At 65.8% G+C, this 20853-nt stretch carries 19 protein-coding genes; 13 read left to right on the forward strand and 6 right to left on the reverse strand.

Features of this window, described 5'->3' with window-relative positions; all coding sequences use genetic code 11:
- Positions 1 to 152 precede the first annotated feature (152 nt).
- Entirely contained in the window at positions 153 to 1421 is a 1269-nt protein-coding gene (locus SLNSH_RS17335; RefSeq protein ID WP_106338276.1) for an O-antigen ligase family protein, read from the forward strand.
- Between the two features lie 274 nt (positions 1422 to 1695).
- Here SLNSH_RS17335 and SLNSH_RS17340 read toward each other — a convergent pair whose 3' ends face one another.
- The 4 genes from SLNSH_RS17340 to SLNSH_RS17355 all read right to left on the reverse strand — a co-directional run bounded on the left by SLNSH_RS17340 (position 1696) and on the right by SLNSH_RS17355 (position 5060).
- A complete protein-coding gene (locus tag SLNSH_RS17340) occupies positions 1696 to 2022 on the reverse strand; it encodes a hypothetical protein (RefSeq protein WP_146140296.1) in 327 nt (108 codons plus the stop codon).
- A gap of 52 nt (positions 2023 to 2074) precedes the next feature.
- Positions 2075 to 2251 (reverse strand): hypothetical protein, encoded by a 177-nt coding sequence (locus tag SLNSH_RS24940; RefSeq protein ID WP_158266800.1) that lies wholly within the window; start codon positions 2249 to 2251, stop codon positions 2075 to 2077.
- 452 nt (positions 2252 to 2703) lie between these two features.
- Positions 2704 to 3699: an NAD-dependent epimerase/dehydratase family protein gene (locus tag SLNSH_RS17350; RefSeq protein WP_106338279.1), complete on the reverse strand. Its 996-nt coding sequence runs from the start codon at positions 3697 to 3699 to the stop codon at positions 2704 to 2706.
- 77 nt (positions 3700 to 3776) lie between these two features.
- On the reverse strand, positions 3777 to 5060 hold the full coding sequence (locus SLNSH_RS17355; RefSeq protein WP_106338280.1) for a nucleotide sugar dehydrogenase: 1284 nt from the start codon (positions 5058 to 5060) through the stop codon (positions 3777 to 3779).
- A 171-nt stretch (positions 5061 to 5231) separates the two neighbouring features.
- Between SLNSH_RS17355 and SLNSH_RS17360 the strand changes: the two genes are divergently transcribed.
- Positions 5232 to 5498 (forward strand): hypothetical protein, encoded by a 267-nt coding sequence (locus SLNSH_RS17360; RefSeq protein WP_106338281.1) that lies wholly within the window; start codon positions 5232 to 5234, stop codon positions 5496 to 5498.
- Here the strand turns inward: SLNSH_RS17360 and SLNSH_RS17365 are convergent.
- A complete protein-coding gene (locus SLNSH_RS17365) occupies positions 5492 to 6907 on the reverse strand; it encodes a hypothetical protein (RefSeq protein WP_106338282.1) in 1416 nt (471 codons plus the stop codon). The genes SLNSH_RS17360 and SLNSH_RS17365 overlap by 7 nt on opposite strands.
- 61 nt (positions 6908 to 6968) lie before the next feature.
- Positions 6969 to 8180 (reverse strand): acyltransferase family protein, encoded by a 1212-nt coding sequence (locus SLNSH_RS17370; RefSeq protein WP_106338283.1) that lies wholly within the window; start codon positions 8178 to 8180, stop codon positions 6969 to 6971.
- A gap of 298 nt (positions 8181 to 8478) precedes the next feature.
- Between SLNSH_RS17370 and pseB the strand changes: the two genes are divergently transcribed.
- From pseB to SLNSH_RS17425, 11 genes are all read left to right on the forward strand, one after another.
- Entirely contained in the window at positions 8479 to 9474 is a 996-nt protein-coding gene (gene pseB, locus SLNSH_RS17375; RefSeq protein WP_106338336.1) for a UDP-N-acetylglucosamine 4,6-dehydratase (inverting), read from the forward strand.
- The gene (gene pseC, locus SLNSH_RS17380) at positions 9471 to 10631 is read left to right on the forward strand and encodes a UDP-4-amino-4,6-dideoxy-N-acetyl-beta-L-altrosamine transaminase (RefSeq protein ID WP_106338284.1); all 1161 of its coding nucleotides are present in this window, start codon (positions 9471 to 9473) and stop codon (positions 10629 to 10631) included. Before pseB ends, pseC begins: the two co-directional genes overlap by 4 nt.
- Positions 10628 to 11524 carry an aldo/keto reductase gene (locus SLNSH_RS17385; RefSeq protein WP_106338285.1) on the forward strand — a complete coding sequence of 299 codons (897 nt, stop codon included), beginning with the start codon at positions 10628 to 10630 and terminating at the stop codon, positions 11522 to 11524. The genes pseC and SLNSH_RS17385 overlap by 4 nt, the downstream gene beginning before the upstream one ends.
- A 203-nt stretch (positions 11525 to 11727) precedes the next feature.
- Positions 11728 to 12774 (forward strand): acyltransferase family protein, encoded by a 1047-nt coding sequence (locus tag SLNSH_RS17390; protein WP_106338286.1) that lies wholly within the window; start codon positions 11728 to 11730, stop codon positions 12772 to 12774.
- A 3-nt stretch (positions 12775 to 12777) separates the two neighbouring features.
- Positions 12778 to 13470, forward strand: coding sequence for a class I SAM-dependent methyltransferase (locus SLNSH_RS17395; RefSeq protein ID WP_106338287.1), 693 nt, complete (start codon positions 12778 to 12780; stop codon positions 13468 to 13470).
- Positions 13467 to 14225, forward strand: coding sequence for a cytidylyltransferase domain-containing protein (locus tag SLNSH_RS17400; RefSeq protein ID WP_106338288.1), 759 nt, complete (start codon positions 13467 to 13469; stop codon positions 14223 to 14225). Before SLNSH_RS17395 ends, SLNSH_RS17400 begins: the two co-directional genes overlap by 4 nt.
- Before the next feature lie 45 nt (positions 14226 to 14270).
- Positions 14271 to 15560, forward strand: coding sequence for an aminotransferase class III-fold pyridoxal phosphate-dependent enzyme (locus SLNSH_RS17405; protein WP_106338289.1), 1290 nt, complete (start codon positions 14271 to 14273; stop codon positions 15558 to 15560).
- An 8-nt stretch (positions 15561 to 15568) separates the two neighbouring features.
- A complete protein-coding gene (gene pseG / locus SLNSH_RS17410; protein WP_158266802.1) occupies positions 15569 to 17092 on the forward strand; it encodes a UDP-2,4-diacetamido-2,4,6-trideoxy-beta-L-altropyranose hydrolase in 1524 nt (507 codons plus the stop codon).
- 24 nt (positions 17093 to 17116) lie between these two features.
- Positions 17117 to 18163 carry a pseudaminic acid synthase gene (pseI, locus tag SLNSH_RS17415; RefSeq protein WP_106338291.1) on the forward strand — a complete coding sequence of 349 codons (1047 nt, stop codon included), beginning with the start codon at positions 17117 to 17119 and terminating at the stop codon, positions 18161 to 18163.
- Complete coding sequence (locus tag SLNSH_RS17420; RefSeq protein WP_106338292.1) at positions 18160 to 19920, forward strand: ABC transporter ATP-binding protein; 1761 nt, start codon at positions 18160 to 18162, stop codon at positions 19918 to 19920. Before pseI ends, SLNSH_RS17420 begins: the two co-directional genes overlap by 4 nt.
- A complete protein-coding gene (locus SLNSH_RS17425) occupies positions 19917 to 20846 on the forward strand; it encodes a hypothetical protein (protein ID WP_106338293.1) in 930 nt (309 codons plus the stop codon). The genes SLNSH_RS17420 and SLNSH_RS17425 overlap by 4 nt, the downstream gene beginning before the upstream one ends.
- The last annotated feature ends 7 nt before the right edge of the window (positions 20847 to 20853 follow it).

The following is a 20853-nucleotide window of genomic DNA, read 5'->3' on the forward strand; positions in this document are numbered from 1 at the left end:
CGTACCAGTACCATCGCGGGTGCGAGCCGCCCATTCACCCTGGCGAGGCGCTTCGAAATTCAACTCATCTCGTTTCTGTTGATGGCAAGGCGCCTTGCTTTAGCAGACTCCGCTTGCGCCCTCGTCAGCGGCCCAGCATAAAGCGGAAGCTCATGTTCGTCCTGCCCAAGACCTCGGCCGAGAGTCCCGACTCCGCTTCCACGCCATGTTCGCACCAGGGCGCCCGGTTTGCGCTCGACGGCGCCGCTGCGCTCCTCGTCGCCGTCCTGCCCGTGCTGATGGCCTTCGCCAACCGCTCCTCACCCCTGGTGATGGGGATCGCGGCCCTCCTCTGCGTTGGCGGCGCCGTCCTGGAGTGGGGCGCGGGGCGCGTTCTTGCGGCGATCAAGCGCATCGTGCTGTCACCCGAGGGAATCGCGAGCCTCCTGCTCTTGGCCTGGGCTCTGGTCTCGATCGCCTGGAGCGTAGACCGGCGACAATCGCTGGCGGCCTATGCCGAACTGATGGCGCCTCTCGCGGCCGGCGTGCTGCTCGCGGCTTGCCTTCCGGAGCGCCTGCCCCGCTGGGCGCCCCTGGCGCTCGCGGCCGCGATTGTGGCCACCTCCGCATTGGTCGCCGTCGAAGTCCGCCTAGGCTTCCCGCTACGGCGCCTGTGGTCGGGGCGGATGGAGACATTCGTAATGAACCGGCCCATCGTCACCGTGGCCCTGCTGTTCTGGCCCCTGGCGGCGTCGCTCAGGTCTCAGGGTCGACGTGGTCTGGCGCTTGCCGTGTTCGCCGCGGTGGCCGCCGGCGCCGTATTATCCACAAGCGGCACGTCCAAGCTCGCGGTCCTGGTCGGTGCGGGCGCGTACGCGATCAGCCTGGCGACGCCGCGACTGGCCGGCGCGTGCCTCGCGCCCGTCCTCGCCGCGCTCCTGCTCATTCAGCCGGTGTTTGGGGTGGTCGTGGAGCGCGTGACGCCCGCGCGGGCGTTCGATGCGCTTGCGTCCGCGCACGCGCGCGAGCGCGTGGACATCTGGATCTCCTTCGGTGAGGTCGCGATGCGGCGGCTGGGAACGGGGACGGGCTTCGGCTCTTCGCCGAAACTGCCGAATGATCCGGTCGTGGCGGAAGTTCCTGCGCAGCATCGAGAGATGCTGGGCGTCGGGCACCCCCACGACGCCCTGTTGCAGGTCTGGAGCGAACTCGGCGCGCCGGGCGCCGCGTTCGCGCTGTTGCTGCTTCTCATGGCTGCGCGCCATATCCGCCGCCTGCCGGAGGACCGCCGGCCCGAGGCGATCGCCTGCCTGGCGGCGGCCGTGGCCATCGGCGTGGAAAGCCACGGCGCCTGGCAGGCGTGGTGGATTGCTACGGTGACCTTGCCCGTACTCCTGTTCAGGCGCCTGCAGCCGAGTGCGGCAGTGACCCCTCGGGCCTGAGAAGTACTGACAGCTCACGCTCGCCCGGCGTGCGTTGCCGAAAGCGCGGCTGTTTACACCATCGAACACCGGGACGCCGGCGAGGTGCCCCCGCCGGAGCAGGACGCGCTGATCTCCGCCCTTGCCTCGTTCGCGCCGCCTCACGACCACCCCCTTGGGGGCCGCGCCGCCCACCACATGCGCAGTGGGTGACCGTACTGACCGACGCCTCTGCCCAGAGCGCGGCAAGGCTGGTGGATAGCAGTCGATACCTTGTCCCTCGCCCTGTTCTCCGTCAGTCAAAGCCGCGCAGGAGAGTGTCCGCGCATCGGGCGATGCCGGCAACGCCCTTGGCAGCATCCGCAAACTCATACCTCTTCAGGACTTCGCGATCGTGGTGAGTGGCCTCGGCCGGTGCCGTTCTCGCGACCTCCGGTTGCGTCGACGCAGGAGGGGGTTCGGCGCTGGCTGGCGGCGGAATCACCGCGCGGGTGAAGGCCGGGACGGCCTCCGCCAGGATGCGGCGGCCCGCCTGCTGGTTCTCCGACTCGAGCGCCGCCCGCAGTTGGCCGAGCCACTCCTGCATTCGCGCCATGTCGGCGAACAGCGGCTTGGCCGCCATCACGCCCTCCACGTCCGTCTCGAGGGTCGGCTCCGCCCGGTCGAACAGGATCTCATTGGCGAAGCGAGTCCATCGTCCAGCACCGCAGCCACAGGCTCAGGACCGTCACGGCCGTGACGATCCCGGACAGGTCAGGGAGCGAGGCGAAGCGCCAGCGGGACTTGTAGAGGCCGAAATACCAGTAGACGAGGCTGGCGTAGGCCGCGAACCCGGGGATCAGGGCCGGCACGTAGCGCACCGCGCCGCGAGCAGCAACGGGAAGACGGCGACCAGGGCGCAAGCCGTCATGAAGACGTCATACGCGACCACCAGCCTTCTTGTGGTCAAAGCGGCGGAGCAGGGACAAGCACGGCTGGTATCGGGCCAGTCGGAGGCGGTGTCAACCGCGGACCAACGGACTAGCAGTCATCCTCAGCAGGCCAAGAGCCGCCAGTTCCCGCCTGCTATCTTGGCTGAACAATTGCATTCTGACTAATGAGCATGCGGAAGAAACGCCGCCCAAACGTCTGCTTCAATCGCCGACTGTCGCTTTTCGCGAGGCAACCGCCACCAACGGGATAGAGATCCGCAGGATGGAAGCCGCGGGGCATGGCAGTGCAGATATATCGGGATGGCGGCCCTGCCCCTCCGCCCATTCTCTCTGCTCGGGCTTGAGCGGCCCGTTACGCGTGAGGCGGGAGCCTAATACGTATTAGAACCGCGCCAGCCGCGCCACCACCGGACGAATTCAGCCACGCCCTGGTCCACCGGAGTGGACGGCGCATAGCCAGTCAGCTGAAGCAGCAGGGCGTTGTCGGCGTGGGTGGCCCGCACGTCGCCCGCCTGCATGGGCAATTCGTTGCGGATGGCTTTCTTCCCCAGCGCGCGCTCGGCGGCGGCGATGTAGTCGTTGAGACCCGTCGGGGCGCCGCCGGCGATGTTGACGACCCGGAAGGGCGCGGCTTCCGAGGCGCCCGGGCCGCCCGTTTCCGGCACGCAATCGATCAGGCGCACCATGGATTCGACGAGGTCGTCCACATAGGTGAAGTCGCGGCGCATGTCGCCGTGGCCGTAGACGTCGATCGGCCGTCCCGCCTCAATGGCCTCCACGAACTTGAACAGCGCCATGTCCGGCCGGCCCCAGGGCCCATAGACCGTGAAGAAGCGCATCATGGTTGTGGGCAGGTTCCACAGATGGGCGTAGCTGTGGGCCATGTGCTCTGTCGCGCGCTTGGTGGCGGCGTAGAGCGTCATGGGCATGTCGGCGCGCATGTCCTCGCGGAACGGCATCTCGCGGTTGGCGCCGTAGACCGAGCTGGTCGAGGCCATCAGCAGGTGCCGCGGCGCCCCTTCGCGGGCGAGCTCCAGGACGTTGAACGTGCCGACCAGGTTGGCGTCGACATAGGCGCGCGGGTTCTCGAGGCTGTAACGGACCCCGGCCTGGGCCGCGAGGTGGACCACCACGTCCGGCTTGGCGTCGCGGTAGACGCGCGACAGGGCGTCCATGTCCTCAAGCATCACGTCGTGACGGGCGAAGGCGCCGGTCTCGCCCAGCAACTCAAGCCGCTTCTCCTTGAGGCTCACATCGTAATAGCGGGTCATGCCGTCGACGCCCGTCACGGTCGCACCGTCGCGGAGGAGCCGGCGGGAGAGGTGGAAACCGACGAAGCCGGCAGACCCGGTGACGAGCACGTGCATGATCGAGGTCCAGTGTTGTTGCGGCCTTGGCTTTCACTGGCCCGCATGCGCGGCCGAGGCAAGCCCGGAGAGCGCGGTCACAGGCGCATCAGGGTGACGCCGCCCGGGCGCGCGGCGCGGTCGAGCTTGCCCTTGACGTCATAGACCAAGCCGACCCCGTCCTGCAGGGCGGAGCGGGCGAGGTCCCAGCCGCGCCGGACAAAGTCGCGATGCGGCACGGCCAGGACGACCGCGTCGGCAGGCTGCAAGTCCCCCTCCCCGACCAGCGCGAGCCCGTATTCGTGGCGCGCGTCCTCGGGCGCGGCCAAGGGATCGACGACCTGCACCTCGAGCCCGACCGAGGCCAGGTCGCGGACAATGTCGACCACCCGCGTGTTGCGAATATCGGGCACGTCCTCCTTGAACGTCAGGCCGAGCACCGTCACCCGCCCGGTGCGCCGCCCCGCCTTCAGGAGATGCTTGATGACGTCGCTGGCGATACGGGAGCCGACCGAGTCGTTAATGCGGCGCCCTGCCAGGATCACCTGCGGATGGTATCCCGCCCGCTCGGCGCGGTGCGTGAGGTAGTAGGGATCCACCCCGATGCAGTGGCCGCCGACAAGGCCGGGCGAGAACGGAAGAAAGTTCCACTTCGTGCCGGCGGCCGCCAGCACGTCAAGCGTGTCGATGCCGAGCCGCTGGAACAATGCCGAGAGTTCGTTCACGAAGGCGATGTTGAGGTCGCGCTGGCTGTTCTCGATGACCTTGGCGGCCTCGGCGACGCGGATGGAGGGCGCCACGTAAATCCCCGCCTCCACCACCGACCCGTAAACGTTCGCCACAACTGCGGTGGTGGCGGCGTCCTGGCCGGACACCACCTTGCGGATCGTCTCGAAGCGGTTGGCGTGGTCGCCCGGGTTGATGCGCTCGGGCGAGTAGCCCAGGGTGAAATCGCGCCCGGCGGCCAAGCCGGAAGCCTTCTCCAGGATGGGCCCGCAGTCTTCTTCCGTGGCGCCAGGGTAGACCGTGGATTCGTACACCACGATGTCACCCGGCTTCAGGGCCGCGCCGACAGTCTGCGAAGCCTTGCGCAAGGCCGTGAGGTCCGGCCGCCGCGCGTCGTCAATTGGCGTCGGTACAGTCACGATGAAGAAGTCGGCGCGCTTCAGCGCGACCGGGTCGCTGGTGAACGCAACCTGGCATTCGGCTAGGCTATCCGGATCGACCTCGCGCGTGCGGTCTTCACCGGCCTTCAGCTCGGCGATGCGGCGTCCATCGATATCGAAGCCGACCACGTCTGCGCCGGACCGGCCAAAAGCGACGGCGACCGGCAATCCTACATAGCCGAGCCCCACTACGGCGATTTTGCGCCCGTGCTCCATGCCCGTCCCCTATCTTAGCGCACCATCACTCTGGCTAAATCGAAACTCAAGGTCGTTTTCACCGTCGACGTACCTCGAAATGGGTATCGGAGCGACGAAACGCGCGCGGGCGGGATCTCACGCGCGGCTTGAGCGTTGGTGATCTAGGACCAACAAGAGGTGGAGCTTCACATGAAGGTCTTATTTGCCAAGGGGCTGGCGGCCGGGCTTGCCGGCGCTGCGATCCTGGCGGCCGTCGCCGGCCCGGCGGAGGCGGGACGGCGCACAGGAAAATGGAAATACAGCCCGGATCTCATCTACCAGATGCAAAGAGACGAGCAGCGCGCCGCCTGGCGGGCTCGGCATGGTTACTACGACGGCTACTATCGCGCTGCTCCGCCCTACGGCCGCGCGTACGGCTACTATGGCCGTCGGCCTTATATGGACGACGACTACTGAGAGCGCAGGGAGCCCTGGATCGCATCGGCGAGCTTCGCCATGTTGGCGGGCTCCAGAACCCCGGAATTGGCAAGCGGCTCGGCGAACTTCATCGGTCGGCCAAACCGACGGCAGGCGGCAAGCATGAGTTCAACGTCCGCTAAACCCGGCGGATTGTCGATGGCGTCTTGCATCACGGTCTCGAACGCGAACGGATCCACCAGACGCGGGATCACGCCAAAGCCGCCGAACCGGGCCTGGGCCTGCAGCAAGGCGGGCTTGCCTAGGGAGGCCGCCTCGATGGCCGCCGTGCCATTCAGTGTGAAGACGAGCCGGCTCTGTATCGTCAGATCGAGCGAGGGGATCCTGGCGTCGACGAACATCACATTGGGATAGCGGTGCGCGATCTCCTCATAGAAGGAGATTTCGCGCTGGCCGGCCAGCGCGGGGTGCTCTTTGAGCACGAGCCTCCAGGTCAAAGGCAAGCGGCGGGCGATAATGTCGATTAGGCTCGTCTGGCGACACTGCGACAGCACGAGAGTCGCGATCTCAGGCTCGTAGTGCAGCGGCATGTAGACGAACGGCGTGTCCTCCAAGGCAGAGCGGTCGGCGAAGTAGCGCTGGGCCCTCGCCAGCTGGCGCTTGAGCGTTAGGGGCTTGAGTGCGCGGTCGATGATGCCCGGCTGGGTCGGATCCGTCCTGTAGTAGCGATAGTGGTTGATCAGGTAACGGCCGACAGCTGCCGGACCTGGGATCTGAAATTTGCGTTCTTCTGTGGCCACTGCCGCGTTGTCGTAAGCCGGCTTGTGGCTACGGATCCGCTCAATGAAGCCGCGAGCGAAGGCGCTCTCCTCTGCGGTCGGCCCGTCAAGCCCCTCCTTGAACCCGCGATAGGCGGCCCAGGCGTCCTCGCATGCGAAGTACGGATTGTCGGCAATATAGAAGAGGTCTTCCAATCCCCAGGCCGTTGGCACGATAACCTGGATTCCACGTTCGCGCATCAGTTCGTAAAAAAGATGCGCAAATTGGCTGGCGATGCAATTGAACACGAAAGCATCGGGCTGCTCCGCGTCGAGAAACTCCTCAAACACCTTCTTCAGGTGGATGTTCACGGCGATCAAGGTCGCGTGATCGAACATTAGGATGTGCCGGTCGGAATAGGCGATGCGCGCAAGTTTCACGCGCTCGTCAAACTTCCGGAAGCTCGCGACCTGGTCCGCCGTCGGGCGGAACGCCATACCGCGTCGATATTCCTCATAAAAGCGAACCAAACGCGTTCCGGGCGGCAGGCTCTCGACCGCATGGGCCCAGTAGCGGTCGTTCATCACGAAGCCGCAGGTCTGAAGCCCGGGAATCCGCTCCGCCAATACCTTATGCAGGGCGGTGAAGGTCCAAGTCTGGTCGTAGTCGAACCAATAACCGATTTTCATAAGGCGCGTATCCTGCGGCCCGAACCGCGTGCTTCGTACTCACCGGGAAGAAACGGCTTGACTAGGCGCGAACCCTCGGGATCGCGGCACCGGGCCTTGACAGAAAGGCCAGGATCCAGCGCCGGAACACTGTCGGCTGCTCAAGGGCGAGTGCGCCCGCATAGGCTATCGCCTGTGTGAGCGCAACAGCTATCAGTCCCATGGTCGCAGCGGAGACCGGGTTCGCGGCCCAGCCGAGTTGAGACGCAATAGAGATAGACGCCAGCAACAGCGGATTGTGCAGCACGTAAAGCGTGTAGGCATAACGCGCGAGCGGCTGCAGGCGCGCGAGGCTCCCGTCCGCCCCGCTCTCAGGAACCGCCACCCGCAGCAACCCGAGAGCGATCACCGGCGCTGTGGTCAACTGGAAGGTCAGGAAGAGCCGATCTGCGCTCAAGGCTTCTGCGAACCGGGGGGCGCTCCCGGCCAGAGCAATGGGAGCGAGCAGAATCGCGCATAGCGTCAGGGGCACGGCTGGCGATCGTGCGCATTTCAGGACAATTGGACGCGTCCCGTAAAGTGCGGCCAAGGCTCCGCAACCGAACAGAGCAAGGCTTTGCGGGTAGAAGAACCGTGTCGAGACAATCGCCGCCGCCGCACAGGCGCAAGCGGCCGTAATCCAGCCGAGGACGCCCCGGCGTACCGTGGCGAAGGCGAGGAGACCAGCCACAACATAGAGGAACACCTCCTGGCGCAGGGACCAAAGCGGCCCGTCAACCGCGAAGGTCGCGTCCGTGGGCAGGAAGGTCAGCGTGATCCCGCGCACGAACGCCAGGGGTCCGGTGGTCAGTTCGGCGCTGCGGACATCCACGAGATCGACAAGGCCCGATTTGCCCAGCCATCCGACCGCCATAGAAACCGCGACGGCAAGCACTAGAGGCGGCAAGATCCTGGCCACCCTGTGGATTGCGTAATCGGTGGTCCAACTCGCCCCGCCGGCTTTCCCGGACGACAATCGTCGCAGGCTCAGCGCGACAACGAATCCGCTCAGGGCGAAGAACACCATCACAGCCAGCCGCGATGTCCAGGCCGTGACCACGACGAGGTTCTCGGGCAGATGTGCATGGAGCGACAGATTGAGTGCGTGGCCGAAAAAAACGACCTGGGCGGCAATGCCCCTTACCCCGTCCAGCGCAGCATGAGAGTATGCTGGTCCCACTGCACGGGTGAGGGGCGCATCCGCCCCCCCGGGTGCCAACTCGCCCCGGCCAGCGTTCGGCAGTGTCGCAGTCATGGAGCCCTCGCCTGCCTGATACGACGCGCCATCCGCGCGCGGCCAATACGCTTGCGGATGGGCCGGATCAGGGCCGGCGCCCCTCTACTACCCGCGGCGTCATGGTTAATAGTTCGCGTATAGGTAGCGGCGCAAGATGTGAGGCCTGAGATCTCCGAGGCCGAAAAGGCTGCTCCTGGGGAACGCCCATCCTGTCGGTGGCGGGGCCATTGACGGCGCTGGCCGGAGCGTTCAAGACACGCGCTACGATTGCGCATGACGCAGCACAGAGCTTCCAAGGATTTCAACTGACATGTCCATGTTCGACGGAAAGGTCGTGCTTGTGACGGGCGGGACAGGCTCGTTCGGGCGCGAGTTCGTCAGGACCGTGCTCGAGCGGAGCCGGCCCCGAAAAGTGGTCATACTTTCGCGAGACGAGCTCAAGCAGTACGAAATGGCCCAGCAGTTCCCCCAGCAGGAATTGCGCTTCCTGATCGGCGACGTCCGCGAGCGCGACCGGCTGGTCACAGCCTTCAACGGCGTCGACTATGTCGTGCATGCGGCTGCTCTCAAGCATGTGCCTATCGCGGAGTACAATCCACTCGAGTGCATCAAGACGAATGTGCACGGCGCGGAGAACGTGATCCACGCGGCCTTCGAGGCTGGGGTGAAAAAGGTGATCGCCCTATCCACCGACAAGGCGGCCAACCCGATTAATCTGTACGGCGCGACCAAGCTGGCCTCTGACAAGTTGTTTGTCGCCGCCAACAACATGGTGGGCACGCGCGAGACACGGTTCGCCGTGGTGCGTTACGGCAACGTGGTGGGCTCCCGCGGATCGGTCGTGCCTTTCTTCCGCAGGCTCGTGAGGGAAGGCGCCAGGGAACTGCCAATCACCGACGTGCGGATGACGCGGTTCTGGATCACCCTGCCCCAGGGTGTGGATTTCGTGCTGAAGTCGTTCGAACGGATGGTGGGTGGCGAGATCTTCGTGCCCAAGATCCCGTCCTCACGTATCACCGATCTGGCGGAGGCCGCGGGCCCGGGCCTCGGCCACAAGATCGTGGGCATCCGCCCCGGCGAAAAGCTTCACGAGATCATGTGCCCGATCGACGATGCTCACCTTACGCTTGAATTCCAGGATCATTTCGTCCTGCAGCCGAGCATCACGTTCATCAGCCATCCGGACTACACCAGGAACCCGATCGGAGAGACCGGCTCGCCAGTGCCGGACGGGTTCGAGTACAACTCCGGGACCAACCCTCATTTCCTGTCCGTCCCGGAGATCCGGGAGCTTCTGGAAGGCACTCCATGATCCCATATGGTCGCCAGGACATCGATGAGAACGACGTCGCCGCCGTTGTGGCGGTGTTGCGCTCGGATTTCCTGACCCAGGGTCCGGCGGTACAGGATTTCGAGAAGGTTATCGCGGAGTATGTGGGGGCGCCGCATTGCTGCGCTGTCAGCAACGCCACGGCCGCGCTTCACCTCGCTTATCTGGCGCTGGGCCTTGGCCCGGGAGACGTCCTGTGGACGGTTCCCAACACTTTCCTGGCGACGGCGAACGCGGCGCTTTATTGCGGAGCCGAGGTCGACTTCGTGGATACAGACCCGCGAAGCTACAATCTTTCCGTGGAGGCGCTGTCCCGCAAGCTCGATCAGGCCGAAAAGACGGGACGGCTGCCTGCGATCGTGGCGCCGGTGCACTTCGCCGGGCAGTCCTGCGACATGCGGGGGGTTCACGCGCTGGCGCAACGTTACGGCTTCAAAGTGGTCGAGGATGCGTCCCACGCCATCGGGGCGGACTATCTTGGGGGAAAGGTCGGCGATTGCCGCTATTCCGACATGTGCGTGTTCAGCTTTCACCCGGTGAAGATCGTGACCACGGGCGAAGGCGGTGTCGTCACCACACGCGACCCGGAAGCGGCGGCGACCCTATTCCAGTTGCGTAGCCATGGCATGACCCGGGATTCCTCGCGCATGGAAGGCGAGAGCGAAGGTCCCTGGTACTACCAGCAGACGATGCTGGGCATGAACTACCGGATCACCGACATCCAGGCGGCGCTCGGGGCCAGCCAGATGCGGCGCATCGATCTTTTCGTGGCACGCCGCCGGGCGCTCGCGGCCCGCTACGACGATCTCCTTGGAAATCTCCCGCTGACACGTCCTTGGCAGGACCTGGATGGGCGGTCGGCCTTCCATCTCTACCCGATCCACGTCGACTCCCAGCAGCGCAGGCGCATCTTCGACGCGCTTCGCGCCGCGGGGATCGGGGTTAACGTGCATTACATCCCCGTCCACACACAGCCCTATTACCGCCAGCGCGGCTTCGAGCCAGGCTACTGCCCGAACGCAGAGGCCTACTACGCCGGAGCGATCTCGCTGCCACTATTTTCTGCGATGACGGATGCAGAGCAGGACGAGGTTGTGGAGGCGGTGCGGGCGGCGGTGATGGACGCGCGCTCCGCATGAGCGACGCTGGATCGCGGGCGCGCCTGGCGCTCGGGGCGGTGCAGTTTGGGCTGGCGTACGGCGTCACCAATGCGGCGGGGCAGACGCCGCCCGCGGAGGTGGACGCCATTCTCCACGCAGCCAGGCGCGCCGGGCTCGACACGGTCGACACGGCCGCCGCCTATGGCGCGAGCGAAGAAGTCCTCGGCCGCACGCCGGGGCTGTCCGGCTTTCGGGTCGTGACCAAAACCGTTCCGCTCCGCCGTTCCGAGATCGACGCCGAGGACGTCGTGATCGTGCGCGAGGGCTTCCGCCGCTCTCTCGAGAGGCTGGGGCGCCCCCAGGTCGACTCGCTCCTCGTGCATCAAGCCTACGACCTGCTTGCTCCAGGAGGAGACCGGCTGTGGGCCTTCCTGGAGGGCGAAAAGGCGGCTGGTCGCGTGAGGCGCATCGGCGCATCCGTCTACGGTCGAGACGATATCAAGCAACTTTTGGAGCGCTACCCTGTCGAAGTGGTCCAGTTGCCGCTGAGCGCGCTCGACCAGCGGCTGCTTCGCGACGGATCACTTGCGCTGCTTCGGCGTCGCGGCGTCGCCGTGCATGCGCGATCCCTGTTCCTGCAAGGTTTGCTGCTGCAACCCTCCGCCTCGCCTTTGACGAGCAGTTCCGCCACACGCGCGCTGGCCCGCTGGGATGAGGCCTGCCGGGCCGCCGGCGTGACCCGACTGGAAGCGGCGCTTGGCTTCGCCAAAGCGACGACCGAGATCGAACGGGCGGTCATAGGCGTGCAAAGCGCGGAGCAATTCGCCGCGGGCGTGGCCGCCTGGGACGCCGGCGCCGCCCTCGACTGGGGCCACCTGGCCTGCGACGACGCCGATTTGCTGGATCCGAGACTGTGGCCTGCCCGGGGATAACTCCTGCCGGGTTGCCGCGATGCTGGCTCCTGGTGGCATTTTGCAGTAGCAAAACCCTGCGATGCATCCGGTAGCAATATCACGCTCCAGCGCGGCCCGGCCTGGGTCGCCCACGCGACTTCTCGCGCTCGACGGTTTGCGGGGCGTCTTCGCCCTGGGCGTGATGATCTACCACTTCACCATGTGGACGGCTCCGCCAGCCCCTGGGCCCTGGCGTTCGGTCGCCATGGCGGTGGGACGTCGACGGCTTCTTCGTGGTCAGCGGACTGAGCCTCGCGGTGGCGAGCGCTCATGCGGATTTCACCCGCTGGCGAGACTGGAGCGCGTTCTTCATCCGCCGCCTGTTCCGGATCTGGCCCCTTTATGCTGTCGCGACCCTGATCGCCGCGGCCCTTCTGATCCACAACGGCGCGCCATTCGGAGCGGGGCTCGGCAAGCTCGTCCTCGTCAACCTGACGCTGGCCTTCGGATGGCTCGACCCGTCCAAGGCCATTCCAGTCGGGGGATGGTCGCTGGCAGTGGAGGTGGCGTTCTACATGCTGTTCCCGGCGTCCATGCTCACCGTGCGGCTCGGCCGCTGGTCCCTGCCGGTCCTTGCGGCGGCGGCAACCTTTGCGATGCTCGTGGGGGCTGCGCATCTCGACCGAAATGGGTCTTTGACGCCGCAGTGGGCCGACTACGTGCGGTTGCGCCAGCACGCGGCCTTTTTCGTTTGCGGCATGGCTCTTGGCCTGTCGGCCACGCCACTGAGCAGACTGCCTCGCCCTGCCTCCGTCGCCCTCGTCGCTGTGGGCGGGCTCACTTTCTTCGCCACGGCGCTCGCTTTCGGCGGATCCGACGCCGTGTCACTGGTTCAGCCGGCGCCGCGGTTCTGCTTTCTTGTCGCGCTGACGCTCATGGCTGCGGGCGCGTGCCGCCGGGAATCCGCGGGCGTCCTGGAGCGCGTCGCCGAACTTCTGGGGCAGGCGTCCTATCCCGTCTACCTGATCCATCCGCTGGCGTACGAGAGCTTAAGGTTGTTCGTCGAACCCGGATGGGCTGGGTCGCTAGCGTTGACGCCCGCCGTGATCGTGCTCTCGATCGTCATTCATCGGCGATTGGAAATCCCGGTCATCCTGCGTGGAGCGAAGCTGGCCAAGGCAGTGGCCCAGCCACGAGGCGGCATGGGCGCCGCCATGACTGGTTCACCTGCCGGAAGCGCCCGCAGCGGCGCCTCACGTATCCGTAGCCGCGCCATAGAGACCCGCTGACTCATGATGTCCAAGGAAGCGATGCAGGCGGAAGCGTTCCGCGCGGGCGAAGGGGACGCCTGGTTTCGGCGCAATCAAGTCGCCATGACGCGGCGCCTGCATGACCCCGCCCAGGGCGCCCTGGAGCAGGTGGTCCGAGACCGCCGCCCGCGGTCCGTGCTGGATCTCGGCTGCGCCAACGGCTATCGACTGGGCGCCCTGGAAAGCCGTTTCGGACCATTCGTGCGCATCGCGGGCGCGGACATCAGCCCCGAGGCGATCGCGGAGGGGAGGAAACTGCATCCGGGCTACGAACTCGCCGTCGCACCGATCGACCAGCTTCCTCTGGCGGGCGGGTTCGATTGCGTGTCCGTCTGCTTCGTCATGCACTGGATCGACCGGCTGCTTCTCAGCCGGGCGGTCGCGGAAATCGACCGGATGGTCGCGCCCGGAGGCACGCTGTTGATCGCTGATTTCCTGCCGGATCGGCCCACGCGGCGGCGCTACCATCACCGCGAGGATGTTGCGCTCTTCACCTACAAGCAAGACTACGCTTTGGCTTTCGAAGGTTTGGGTTTGTACGCCCGCCTGAACCGCGCATATTTCGCCCATGGCGCGCCGGAGGTGCGGAAGGGCGATGAAATCCCGGACGGTGACCGCTGCGCGGTGACGGTCCTGGAGAAGCTCGTCGAGCCGTACAGGGAGGATCCGGCATGATCCTGGCCGTATTGCAGGCCCGATTCTCGTCTTCCCGCCTGCCCGGCAAGGTGCTCGAGCCGCTGGCCGGGCAGCCCATGTTGCTGCGCCAGCTCGAGCGCGTTCGCCGCTCGCGACGCATCGACCGGCTCGTCCTGGCCACGAGCGTCGATCCCAGCGACGACCCGGTGGCTGACCTGGGCCGCCGCGCCGGGGTCGATGTGAGCCGGGGATCGCTCGATGACGTGCTCGACCGATTCATCCGGGCCGCCCAGCCTTTTCATCCCGAATGGGTGGTGCGCCTAACCGGAGACTGCCCGCTTGCGGATCCCGACGTGATCGATGGGGTCATCGAGGCGGCCATAGCCGCGGAGGCCGACTACGCGTCGAACGCCGTCGAGCCCACTTGGCCCGACGGGCTCGACGTGGAGGTGGTCCGCTGGACGGTGCTGCAGGTCGTCGCCGCAGAACCCCGGACCGAGGCGGAGCGCGAACATGTCACGCTCGCCATTCATCGCCGGCCCAGCCGGTTCAAGGTGACGCATGTGAGACAGCAGCGGGATCTCTCGAGCCTGCGCTGGACGGTGGACGAGCCCCGCGACCTTGTCTTTGTCCGGGCGGTTTACGACCGGCTTTTCGCGGCGAATCCGGCATTCAACACCGAGGACGTACTCGCGCTGCTCGCGCGCGAGCCGCAACTCGCTTCCATGAACGGCGACATTACGCGCAATGAGGGCCTCCTTCGATCACTGGCCGCAGAGTCGGCCCCCACCTGAACCTGAATATTGGGCGACCGCCCGCACCTGTGAGAGATGATCGCAATGTCGCAACGCTACGCCCGTTCGGAAGAACTGCTCGCCCGCGCCGAGCGCACCATCCCGCTGGGCAGCCAGACTTTCTCCAAGTCCAAGACGCAGTATCCGTTCGGGGTCTCACCCTACTTCATCGTGCGCGGCCAAGGCGCTCATGTGTGGGACGCCGACGGCAACGAGTACGTGGATTTCATCAACTCGCTTCTGTCGGTGTCACTCGGACATGGCGATCCCGACGTCACCGCCGCGGTCCAGGAGCAGCTCAAGGATGGGGTGATCTTCTCCCTGCCACATCCTCTCGAGATGGGGGTGGCGGAGCGCATCGTGGAGATGGTCCCGTGCGCCGAGAAGGTCCGGTTCGGAAAGAACGGCTCAGACGCCACGTCCGGCGCCGTGCGCCTGGCGCGGGCCTGGACAGGACGGGACCGGGTGGCGGTGTGCGGCTATCACGGATGGCAGGACTGGTACATCGGCGCCACCCCCCGCAACCGCGGCGTGCCGAAGGCCGTGCAGGAGCTGACGCACACCTTCCCGTACAACGACCTGACCGCCGTGGAGCGCCTGCTGGCCGCGCACCCGGGCGAGTTCGCAGCCGTCATCCTCGAACCGATGAACGTGGCCGAGCCCCAGCCCGGCTTCCTCGAGGGCCTGAAGGAGCTCACCCGCCGCCATGGCGCGCTGCTAGTCTTCGACGAGACCATAACGGGCTTCCGCTTCGCCAATGGCGGCGCCCAGGAGTTGTTCGGGGTCGCCCCGGACCTCGCGACATTCGGCAAGGGCATCGCCAACGGATATGCATTATCGGCGGTGGCCGGACGAGCCGACGTCATGAGCCTGATGGAGGATATCTTCTTCTCGTTCACGATGGGAGGCGAGACGCTTTCCCTAGCCGCCGCCAAGGCCACCCTCGACAAGCTGCGCCGCGAGCCCGTAGTGGAGACTATTGCGCAGCGCGGCCTGGTCGCCATGCACGGAGCCGCGAAGCTGCTCGCCCAAAACGAGCTTCAGGACGTGATCACCGTTTCTGGCCACCCCTCTTGGTCTTTTCTCAACATCAAGGACGCGAACGGATACAGCGCCTTCGAGATCAAGACGTTGTTCCTGCAAGAGGTGTTGGCGCGCGGCGTGATGACCCTGGGCACCCACAACATGAGTTACGCGCATACCGACGCCGATCTGGATCGGCTTCTTGAGGTATATGGAGAGGTCTTCCCTATCCTGGCTGACGCCGTTCATAACCGGGCGCTGAAGCAGTACCTGCGCTGCGAGCCGCTACAGCCGCTCTTCCGGGTGCGGTGATGCAGTCAATGGGACGCCTGGTCGCGTTTCGAGCGGACGCGTCCCCTGAAATCGGCGCTGGACACGTGATGCGATGTCTCACGCTCGCCCAAGCGCTTCAGGCCTATGGAGTTGCTTGCGTCCTTCTCGGAGCTCCATCCACGGCGACCTGGAGGCGCGAAATCGAATCCCGTGGCGTCGCTTTCGTTTCGTTGCGGCTTGAGGCAGGCGCTCTGAATGTGGAGCGTGAGCCGAGCCATAGCGGTTGGGCTTCTTGGGGGCAGGAAGCGGATGCTGCGGCTACCGCGGCAGCGCTCCCCCGGGATCCTGACTGGCTCATTGTTGATCACTATGCGCTCGATGCCCGATGGGAGCGGCTGCTGCGCCCCCATGCACCACGCATTGCCGCTCTCGACGACTTGGCCAATCGGTCCCATGACGCCGATCTGTTGCTCGACCAAAATTTGCAAACGGCCGGCCGTTACGAGGGGTTGCTTATGTCGCAGGCCAGGCGACTGCTGGGTCCTCGTTACGCGTTGATACGGCCAGCGTTCGCGCAGGCTCGGCGAGGCGCGACGCTTCGGGGTCCCCAACTGCGGCGTATCCATGTTTTCATGGGCGGCGGCGACGTCGGCGCGCCAACGCTGGCGGCCATCGAAGCTGTTTCCGGACCTGCGCTGCGCGACGCCGCGCTCGACGTGGTGATCGGCGCAGCGAACCGAGGCCAAGAAGCCATTGCGCGTGCGTTGAGTGGCCGAGACAACGCGCGCCTTCACGTCGACACACCCGACATGGCCAGACTCATGGCGGACGCGGATCTCGGAATTGGCGCGGGCGGGGGCGCTGCACTGGAACGCTGCGTCGTGGGATTGCCGAGCGTGACCGCGCCCCTCGCACCCAACCAAGAGCCCGGACTGCGAGCCTTGGAAGCTCAAGGCGCGACCCTGGTCGCTCCCTCCGCCTCGGCCGCCGACCTGGGTTCGGCCGTCGAGGCGCTGGCATGTTCATCCGATCGGCGGCGCCGGATGGAGGAAGCAGCTCTATCCGTAACAGACGGGCACGGCGCCGACCGAGTCGCAGCGGCGCTCATGGCCGAGGCGGCCGGCGTCACCGTGCGCCTCGCCCGTCCGAACGACGCTGCCCTTCTTTTGCGGTGGAGGAACGAGCCGAGCGTTCGCGCGCTGTCCTTTTCGCAGGATGAAATCACGGAGGAGAGCCACCTGGCCTGGTTCTCGCGGGCCCTTGCCGACCCTTCAGCTGTCGTCCTGATCGGCTTGGTTGCAGGACGGCCCTGCGGCACGGTGCGCTGGAGCGTGAACGGGGACGTCGCCACCGCATCAATTACCGTCGCTCCTGAAACGCAGGGCGTTGGTTTGGGCTCAAGGCTGCTGGAAGCCGCACGGCTCGATCCAGCGCTGCCTGGGCAAGCGCAGCTCCTGCATGCATGGGTGAAGCCCGAGAACCAGCCTTCGCGCCGGCTCTTCGAAACCGCCGGATATGCGCCCGTTTCAGAAGAACCCGATAGAGTGCTATATGCGAGACCGCGCGCCTAAGGGCGCCAAGCGAGGCCCCCACCGATGTTCATGATCGACCAACGGCCCATTGGCTGCGAGCATGCCCCATTCGTGATCGCCGAAATGTCGGGTAATCACAATCATTCGCTGGATCGTGCGATCGCTATCGTGGAGGCGGCGGCGAAGGCCGGCGCGCATGCGCTCAAGCTGCAGACCTATACGGCCGATACGATGACGATCGACGCCCATCGCGGGGAATTCACCATCAAGGATGACAAGAGCCTCTGGGCGGGGCGGAATTTGTACGACCTCTACAAGGAGGCTCATACGCCTTGGGAATGGCATGCCCCCATCATGGAGCGAGCCCGCTTGCTCGGAATGGCGGTGTTCTCCACCCCCTTCGACGAGAGCGCAGTCGACTTCCTGGAGACGCTGGACGTCCCCGCCTACAAGATCGCATCCTTTGAGAACAGCCACATCCCGCTCATCCGCAAGGTCGCGGCTACCGGCAAGCCGCTGATCATGTCCACCGGCATGGCGAGCATCGCCGAGTTGGACGAAGCCGTGCGCGCAGCCCGGGAGGCGGGGTGCCGCGACCTGGTGCTGCTGAAGTGCACGAGCACCTACCCGGCAACGCCGGAGAACACGAACCTGGCCACGATCCCGCACTTGCGAGATCTTTTCGGCTGCCAGGTGGGCCTGTCCGACCACACTATGGGCGTGGGAGCGTCGGTGGCTGCCGTGGCCCTCGGCGCCACTGTCATCGAGAAGCACTTCACTTTGTCGCGGGCGGACGGCGGCGTGGATTCCGCTTTCTCTCTTGAGCCGCATGAACTCGCGGCGCTGGTGGTCGAGACGGGGCGCGCCCATGCGGCCATGGGGCGGATCACCTATGGTCCGACGGAAGCGGAGAAGGCTTCGCTGGTGTTCCGCCGCTCGCTTTATGTCGTTAAGGACATGGCCGCCGGCGAAGCGCTGTCGCCCGAGAACGTCCGCGCTATCCGGCCGGGCCTTGGATTGCCCCCCAAGGAGCTGGACCGGGTGCTCGGGCTACACGTGAAGGCGCCGGTGGTGCGGGGCACGCCTCTGCGCTGGGACCTGATCGGATGAAGGGCCTGACCGGCCAGATCCTCCGATGCCTCGACCAGGCTGGCCGGCGACAGTTCGGCGTCCTGCTTGGCCTTTCCATCCTCACAGCCCTGGCGGAACTCGCCGGGGTCGGATCAATCATGCCATTTCTGACCGTGCTCACGCTGCCGGAAGGCGCCGCAGTCAGCGCGCCGCTCGCGCGCCTGCAGACGATGCTCGGCTTGACCCAGTGGCGCGAATTCGTGCTCGCGCTCGGGGCGATGGCGTTCGGGGTGTTCATCGTCACGAATGCACTGAACGTGGCGCTCGCATTCGCAACGCAGCGATTCACCTGGGGCCAGGGCCAACGTCTGGCCGAACGCCTCTTCGAAGGCTGGCTAGGGCAGTCCTGGCTCTCATTCGCGGGAAGGCACAACGCAGAGCGCCTCAATCTGCTCTTTGCCGAGACGATCCGGGTCGTTTCGAGCGTCTACATTCCCCTTGTCACAATCCTGGCGAGAAGCCTCGCCGCATCGATGATCATCGGGCTCCTTGTGGCCGTCGACCCCAGCATCGCCCTGCTGTCAGGCGCCACGGCAATGACGGCCTACGCGCTGCTCTACTTGGCGCTCCACCGCCGGATCGGCGCCTGGAGCAGAGAGGCCCTGGCCGCTCGGGAGCAGGCGCAAAGGGCCGCGGTGGAGGCGCTCGGAGGCTTTAAGGCGCTGCTACTTTGTGGTGGAGAAGCCGACGCGGCCGCCCGCTTCCGAGCCCCCTCCCGCCGCATAGCGGCGCTGGAGGCCCGCAATCAAATGGCAGCCATCGTGCCCCGCTACCTGCTCGAGACAGTTGGATTCGGATCATTGTTCCTCGTGGTCCTGGCCAAGCTCTTCAGCGGGGCTCCGGTGGCGCAGGTGCTTCCGCTCGTCGGAGCCTACGCCTTCGCTGCGGCGCGGCTGCTACCGGCGCTGCAGCAGGCATTCGCCGCGTCCGCTCAGTTGCGCGCCGGCCGGCACTCCCTCCATCTGCTAGCGCGGGAACTCGAGACCGTCGGCGACCACCCGCTCAGCCAGAAGCCGTCGCTCTGGCCCGGGCCTGGCCGGATTGCGGCCAGCGGCGTTTGTTTCCGGTATCCTGGGGCAACCGAACACGCGGTTCGAGACCTCGACCTGACTATTGATCCGGGCGACTGCGTCGCGATCATCGGGCGGAGCGGGGCCGGAAAGAGTACGGCTCTCGACCTGTTGACCGGCCTGATCACACCCGGGGGCGGGACGATTAGAGTTGACGGGCGACCGCTCGACGACCTTGCGACCCGTCGGAGCTGGATGGGCACCATCGGGTATGTAGCCCAGGAGACGTTCCTGATCGATGAGACGATCGCCCGAAACATTGGGCTTGGCGCGCCAGATGCTTCCGAGACCTCCATCGAGACCGCCGCCCAACAGGCGCGCATCGCGGACTGGATTGAGTCTCGCCCCGGCGGATATGACGCGCTGGTCGGCGAACGGGGGGTCGGAATGTCGGGAGGCCAGAGGCAAAGGATCGGCTTGGCGCGGGCGCTCGTACGTCAACCGCGCCTTCTCGTTCTGGACGAGCCGACGAGCGCACTCGACGAGGCGACCGAGGCCGAGGTCTCCCAGACGCTCTGCTCGCTCAAAGGCCGGATCACGATGCTAATTGTGACGCACAGGCCCGCCCTGCTCGAGTTGGCGGATCGCATTTATGAGCTGGAGGGTGGAAGGCTCGTTGAGCGCTCCAGCAGAAAGGCTTCACCGAACCTGACGGCGGCCTCATGAAGGGCGACGTCGCGCTCGCCTTGCAGCCGCTACACCTCGCTCAAGCGATCTGCGAGATCGATCCGGCCCGTGGCGGCGTCATCATCCTGCGCGGGGCCCAGCATCTGGCCCCCGCCCTCGCCTGCCGACGCGACATCACCGTGGCGCCAATTGAAGACCGCCATCGCGTTCTCCGAATGCTCAAGGCGTGCCACGACCCCTTCACGGCGATCCACGCCACTCCCTGGAACCGGACGGCCCTCCGGCTCGAGCGCGCGGCGCTGGCCTCCGGCGGCAAGGTGACCCTGGTCGAGGACGGGATTGGCTGCTATCGCAAGGCGGGATCCTGGACCGCAGAAGGTCTCCTCCGCCGCGCTGTTCACAGGGTGGTGGATGGCGGTCGCTATGCGCCCCATGTCGCCATGCGAACCCAAGAGCGCAACGTGCGGCTTGTCAGCCTGTGGCCAGAGATGGCCGCAGCTTCGCCCCGACCCGAGCCGCTTGACCCTAGACCGTTCCAAGCCGTTCTGCCGGAACTGTCAAAGCCGTTGGCCGCACTGGCTGTATATCGTGGCCTTCCCGTCTATTTCGACACCAATGACGTGGATAGCGGCTGGCTGACGCTTGAACAAAAGCTCGCCATTCTGAAAGACATCCTCCCGCGCCAACGCATGGTGTACTTTCGGCATCCCTACCAGCGCGACAGCCTCGCGGAGCACTTCGACAACTTGATCGATTTGACGGATCAAGCCAAAGGCTGGAACGAAATGGCTGCCTATGTGATCGGGGCCGAACGCATGTATTCCACGTTTTCAAGCGCCGCCTTGGGACTGCGCCGGATGTTCGGAGTTTCGATCGCCCATACCACGCTGCATGCTCAATTTCTGGAACGCACCGGGGCGGCCGGATACGAGATAGGGCCTGACATCGCCCGCGTGATCGCGTGAAGGCGAT

The sequence above is a fragment of the Alsobacter soli genome (assembly GCF_003004785.1).
GTDB lineage: Bacteria > Pseudomonadota > Alphaproteobacteria > Rhizobiales > Beijerinckiaceae > Alsobacter > Alsobacter soli.